Genomic DNA, 6,194 nt, shown 5'->3' with positions numbered 1-6,194 from the left:
TTGCTCATTTCTGCCGATTTATATGGGAATTCTATCGTTTTTTACTTTCTTCTCCACTTATTGACGGGAGCTTTTGGCACAAATTCTTGATCCGCGTCTTTCGTAGGGTGACTTTGACGTTGCCGTGTAGGGGGGTATTCATTGCTTGACGAAAAAAGGTACACTGTGGGTTTGGTATTGCCTGCCTGTTAGTTGATCGCACCTGTCTGCATGCATCGCATAGGCAGGCGTCAGCCGTCTTTATATGCATTACATGTTGTTACTCATTATTTATGATTCGGTGTCAGTGTCAGGACTTTTCTATAATGTTGTTCTGCAAGTTCCTGCTGATCTGAATCTTCATAGGCAATGCTTATTAAACGATGGTATTTTGAATTGTATGGCTGAAGTTCTATCGCCTTTAAAGAATATTCAATGCACTCCTGAGGGTCTTCTTCAATCAATGCGTTTAAAGCATTATTGTAATAATAATGACCGATAATTTTCCTGTATTCGCCATACATCCCCCAAATCGAAATAAAAATAACGGGAACGATAACAAGGATTTTTTTAAACAAAGTATTAAAGAAGAGCGTTTCGGTTTTTGTTTCTTCAAATTTCCCTGAGCAAATAATTCCCAGTCCGATGAAAAAATACACGGAAGAGGTAGATGAGTGCAGGTTGTAACTTACCATCGATTGAGACAACGCAGCAATGCATCCTGCGGCAGGCGCAAGGAATAATAGTTTTGTTTCAGTAGTATATTTAAAAAGAAAATTCCGCAAAATAGCCCTTATAATAACAAAGAGGAAAATGCAAATGCCGCAAAAACCCACGATACCTGTTTCTGTAACCATGTGTAATAATTCGTTGTGTGCATACATGGTCATCCATTTCCATTTTCCCGATTTGTAAAGAGGGTATTTAATAAAATAATTTCCTAAACCCACTCCCCTGACAGGTTCCTGAATCAGCATTTTTGCCGAGTCTTTCCAAAGAGTAAAACGTAAATTATCTTTTCTGCTGATTATCGTTGAAATATGGCGTGATGTTTTTTTGTGTTTAATTGGAATTTTTCCCCATAAAGCGGCAACAGGCAGTGCAAACATAAACGATATGATGCACAAAAAAAAGATTACTCTTTTCTTTGATGAACATAGTGAGACTATTGGGGAAATAGACGAGGTTTTTAATTTTATGCTGAGATAATAAACTGAAAAGAATATGCCTCCAATTATAGTTGAAACCATCGCCCCTCTGCAAAAAGTAAAAAACAAGGCTAGCAAGGATATGGATATGCAGGAAATGGTCGTTATTTTTGTTTTAATTGATGAACAATTTACCAGGATTCCAAGGCTCCACAAAACCATGATGGATAAATATTGCGCCAGTATATTTTGATAACCAAAAAAAGAATATATTCTTTTTTTTGAAAAACCGCATGGATAGAAGGAGAGTATTTCAAAATACTCTAACAATGCATATAGTGCGATAAAACAACTTATTCCCATGCAGATCTTTATCAGTGGCAGAAGTATATTTCGGGACCACCTTATTTGTGAAGCCGCAAGGAAAAGAGTGAAAAGGCATGCCCATCTTTTTAATTCATCGAAGCCCTCATGATAATTTGTACTGTATGGAATAGTTACGGCAAAACAGGTGAGTAATAGCAACGTTGCTGAAAAGAGTGAAGATGATAAAGTCGTTAATAATTTGTTCGCAGGGAAGAAAACAAAAATAATTACACCGCATGAAAGTAAGGTAGAAACTGCTCTTTTGGGAAGCAGAAAAGGGTCTTCCGGAGTAAATGGCAAAAAGAATAACGGGGTGATAATTAAAACACTTAAGAGGAGTATATAGTTAAATTTATTGGTCATACCTAAGCTGGCATAGCCAGAACCAAACAAGCACGAAATAAAAAATACGAAACTCGAGGTACGAAATACGAAACAAATCCGAATAACAAAGCATAAAATTCAAAACAAATCCAAAATATACAACAATTATGAAGCACGAAATGCGAGATACAAAAGATGCATTTGCTTAGCATTTCAAATCATTTTGTCAAAGGTACGAACAGAGAGAGCTTTCCTCTCCTATGCAAGGAAGGGATTAAGGGGTGGTTATGAAATAATGCCTCCTTCCGGTTTCTTTCTCCGCAAGATACGGGAAGGAATTTAAACTTTAACGTAGTGCGTCGCATATCTTACTTGTTCACTGGATTTATGGGCAAGATAAAAAAGAAGGTGCTTCCTTTTCCAAAGGTACTTTCTGCCCATATCTTGCCACCATGTAATTCTACAAGACGTTTTGTCAGATGCAATCCAAGCCCTGTACCCTCATATTCTCTTGTAAGCGATGCATCTGCCTGGTGAAATGCTTCGAATAATTTCTCTTTGTCTTCAGGCTTTATACCAATGCCGGTATCAACTATTTCAAATTGCAGAGAGTTGTCTTTTTGGAAAACGTTTATAGTAATTTTGCCATTTTCAGGGGTAAATTTCACTGCATTTGATAGCAAATTATAAAGAATCTGCCTGAATTTTGTTTTGTCAGCGGATAGCAGTGGCGTGTTATCCTGTATATTTGTATGAACGGAAATTCCTTTATTGTTGGCGGATGCGTTTATAATTGTCAGTGTGTCATTAATTGCATCTTCAATGCAAAATTCCTCGTATTGAAGATGCATTTTCCCCGTTTCAATTTTTGAAAGGTCCAATATGTTGTTAATCATATCAAGCAGATGATGGCCGCTGCTGTGAATATCGGTTACGTATTCTTTTTGGTCTTTGCTGAGAGAACCGGCGATTTCGTCACGTAAGACTTCTGCGAATCCAATGATTGCGTTTAAAGGAGTGCGCAGCTCATGTGACATTGTTGTCAGGAATTCAGATTTCAGCCTGTTTGCCTTTTCTAAAGCAACATTTGCCATTTGAAGGTCTGCTGTCTTTTCCTGCACCCTTTTTTCAAGTATTGTATTTATATCCTGCAGCCGTGTTATTCTTATAAAATCAAGCCACGACGCAACGTCTTCATATTCGGCGACATTCAGTCCTCTCTTTTCTTCTTCAGGGGTTACCCGTAATCTCTTTACTTTCTTTAGGCATAAGAAGAAAAGCATGCCCAGCCCGAATGACCACGAAAAGGCGACGATAACGCCTAACGCCTGTATGCCTAACTGATGCATTCTGCTTCCGTTTTCCGCAAGAAGATACGATTTTTGCGCAAATATTGCGACGCAGAGCGTACCTATTACCCCGCCGACTCCGTGCACGGCAATGGCGCTTACGGGGTCGTCGATTTTCAAAGTCTTTTCAATAAAACCTTCTGCAATGATTGCCAGTATGCCGGTAATGAGGCCGATAGCTACTGCGCTGACTGGGGTAACCATATTTGAACTTGCCGTTATGGCAACTAATCCGGCAAGTATCGCAGTGAAGAGACTTCCTGCTTCGATCCTTTTTCTTGTTGCATAAATAAATATGAGGGCGGAAACCCCGGCAGAGGCGGCGGCCATGTTCGTATTCAGGATTACCAATCCGATATTTGCGCTCACTCTCAAAAGACTTCCGCCGTTAAAACCAAACCAACCAAACCACAGAAAAAAAGTGCCTAATGTGGCTAGTGGTACATTATGTAACCCAATCCGGTTAGAAGATCCGTCAGGATTGTATTTGTCTATTCTTGGCCCTACCATTATAGCCGCCGCCATGGCAAACCAGCCGCCGATGGAATGTACTACCGTTGCACCTGCAAAATCAATAAAACCCAATTCTTTTAACCAGCCGGTTTGATCGGGGGAAAAGAGATTGCCCCATGCCCAGTGCCCGAAGATTGGATAGATAATGGCAACAATAAATGCGGTACCTGCTATATTGGGAATAAAACCGGAGCGTTCTGCTATGGCGCCTGTTAATATTGTGGCGGCTGTGGATGCAAAGACCATTTGGAAAAAAAAGAATGAATACGATAACGTATTGGGATGCAATGCCAAATCATTTGCGAAGAAAAGATCTATTCCGATCAATCCCATGTAGCTTTTGCCAAACATGAACCCAAAGCCCACACTGAAAAAAACGAGTGATGAGATAAGGGTATCTACGAGATTTCTCAATGCAATACTGATGGCATTTTTGGACTGGGAAAATCCGGTTTCGTAAGAGGTAAAACCCAACTGCATCAGGAATACCATGCAGGCCGCCATAATCACCCACAAATGGTTAATATTTATTTGTATGTTTTCCATAAATTATTTTACTTCGGTGTATTCTTTTCATTACCATTGCAAATTGCCTGAACACCGATGAAAGGCAGCAATTCATTGGTGATACGCACGATGGTAAAGCATAGAATTTTCAGAAAATGATCGATTACATAATTTGCTTCATAAGGAGCTGCGGGGGCGGTGCCCTGCAACCTGATAATTTGCCCAACGCCAAGCCCGGAGATGTTGTCTGTTTGCAGCGAAAGGCCTTCACGGGAGTAATCACAAATGCCGGTTATTGTAATAGTTTTTTTACTCTCTTCCAGAAAAAAATGTAATGATGGCAATGGATCCCATTTCCACGACAGGCGGGGAAACTTACGCCGGTCAAATATTGTATTATTTTTGTCCTTCGACAGTTTGAGTATTCCGTACAATTGTTTAAACAACCAGGAATGGTTATTAAATATATCTTTCAGTATGCGGTCATGGTCGGCAATCCTTGCCTCTACATGAAATAAATCGATATTTGATGTCATCCATAACTTCAGGAAATGGTCTTCCAGTATTTTAAATGGCGTTGCATCAGAAAGAAGGTGAAATTTAAAAACAGGCATATGAGACCCGCTGACGGCATTTGCCCGCAACCTGTCAGGGTCTTTGCCAGACGAATACGGCTGAAAATATGCCGTATCATCGATAATTATAAGCCAGCAGTTGGGGGTATGCACATAAAATCTGGCAGTATCTCTTACCTTCGGGTAGTTTCTGAGCATGTCGCAGGCATGTGCAAAGTCGCTGTATATCCCCTGGTGGAAGAAAGGTTCAAATGCCGGTATTTTTGACCGGTCAGTATTAATAATTCTGGCGATTTCTGAAGGGGGGCTTTCCATAAACGTTCTGAAAACCACCTGAGTATGATGTGCGTCAAGCAAAAGTATTTTGCCGTCAATACCATCGGATATTTTTTCATTAAAAGAAAAAATCAATTCCTCGAAGGGTATGATCTCCGAGTGCGCAATGCCAAGAAGCCATAGTCTCTTTTTTGCATTTTTAATGGAATCGTAAACATCTCTTTTGACGCCTTTGCGGGAATTATATATATCTATAAGTCCGCAGGCGGCAGCTTTACCGATAAGCTGATTGGTGGTATGTAAAAATTTTTCCAGCGAGTTCTTGTTTTCATTAATGAGATGATTTGTTGGCTGCAAAGTTTCCTGTATAATATTCTTCATGTGTCCAAATATTTCCCACCAAAAAAATGTATATTCCATTATATGAATACACATTATAGCACTAAAAACCAGAAGCAGATGCTTGATTATTTCAGGGATGTCGTGCCAATAACGCGGCAACAAGAGGTAAAGTGTCGTTGCGACAAAAAAAAAGAGACATGCAATAAGCATTCGAATAAAGGGTCTTGGCCTCCCATCCATGGGTTGTTCTCCTTTCATTACGCAATGATTCCATCGATAACAATTCAGTTTTTTGAATAATTCCGAATGTTTTATACTCTCAATCCCGCCTTCTATTAGCAGCGCAAATTACAAATACAAAACAGGGATATTGTGATTTACAATTTGGGATTTAAATCGTACCTTGTAAATCGTAATTGGTAATATTTTAGCTGACTCGAAAATAAGACTACAAAAAATAGTTTAAGTACAGGTACCGCAATATGATATGGCTATAAAACTATTTTCATCGTTTCCGGGTGTTGCAAATGAAACATAATGACTGGTGACTTATTTTTTCATTATAAAGGTATCAGCTTGTCATTGCGAGGGTCTTTTCCGAAGCAATCTCATAAACCGTCATAGAGAGCCTTCCATCCTGCATTCATTCCATTAATTAATTCTATTTTTTAGCCCTTGCGCCACCCTTAATTTGTTTCTCCTGCGATATGGCGTTTCTTACGTCACGAAATATCTCGTAGTATACTGATTGCTTCGGAAAAGACCCTCGCAATGACAAGCGGAGCCTCTTGCAATGACAAGCTGATACCTTTTGG

The 6,194-nt window shown here is 39.5% G+C and carries 5 protein-coding genes; 2 read left to right on the top strand and 3 right to left on the bottom strand.

The window, feature by feature from the left end:
* Positions 1-266: 266 nt before the first annotated feature.
* Positions 267-1,229 carry an O-antigen ligase family protein gene (locus QZT26_RS15990; RefSeq protein WP_230405798.1) on the bottom strand — a complete coding sequence of 321 codons (963 nt, stop codon included), beginning with the start codon at positions 1,227-1,229 and terminating at the stop codon, positions 267-269.
* Here QZT26_RS15990 and QZT26_RS15985 point away from each other — a divergent pair.
* Both QZT26_RS15985 and QZT26_RS15980 read left to right on the top strand, forming a co-directional pair.
* The gene (locus QZT26_RS15985) at positions 1,204-1,380 is read left to right on the top strand and encodes a hypothetical protein (protein WP_230405831.1); all 177 of its coding nucleotides are present in this window, start codon (positions 1,204-1,206) and stop codon (positions 1,378-1,380) included. The two genes, QZT26_RS15990 and QZT26_RS15985, sit on opposite strands and share 26 nt — an antisense overlap.
* A gap of 258 nt (positions 1,381-1,638) precedes the next feature.
* Positions 1,639-1,839, top strand: a complete 201-nt coding sequence (locus QZT26_RS15980; protein WP_157820741.1) for a hypothetical protein — start codon at positions 1,639-1,641, stop codon at positions 1,837-1,839.
* Positions 1,840-2,185: 346 nt separating this feature from the next.
* On the opposite strand, the gene amt is transcribed toward QZT26_RS15980, so the two are convergent.
* Entirely contained in the window at positions 2,186-4,225 is a 2,040-nt protein-coding gene (amt, locus tag QZT26_RS15975; protein WP_099326772.1) for an ammonium transporter, read from the bottom strand.
* Between the two features lie 8 nt (positions 4,226-4,233).
* The gene (locus tag QZT26_RS15970; protein ID WP_295103598.1) at positions 4,234-5,619 is read right to left on the bottom strand and encodes a hypothetical protein; all 1,386 of its coding nucleotides are present in this window, start codon (positions 5,617-5,619) and stop codon (positions 4,234-4,236) included.
* Between the last annotated feature and the right edge of the window lie 575 nt (positions 5,620-6,194).

This window comes from uncultured Candidatus Kuenenia sp. (assembly GCF_900696675.1).
Taxonomy (GTDB): domain Bacteria; phylum Planctomycetota; class Brocadiia; order Brocadiales; family Brocadiaceae; genus Kuenenia; species Kuenenia stuttgartiensis_A.
This window is presented reverse-complemented; position numbering and strand designations above follow the sequence as displayed.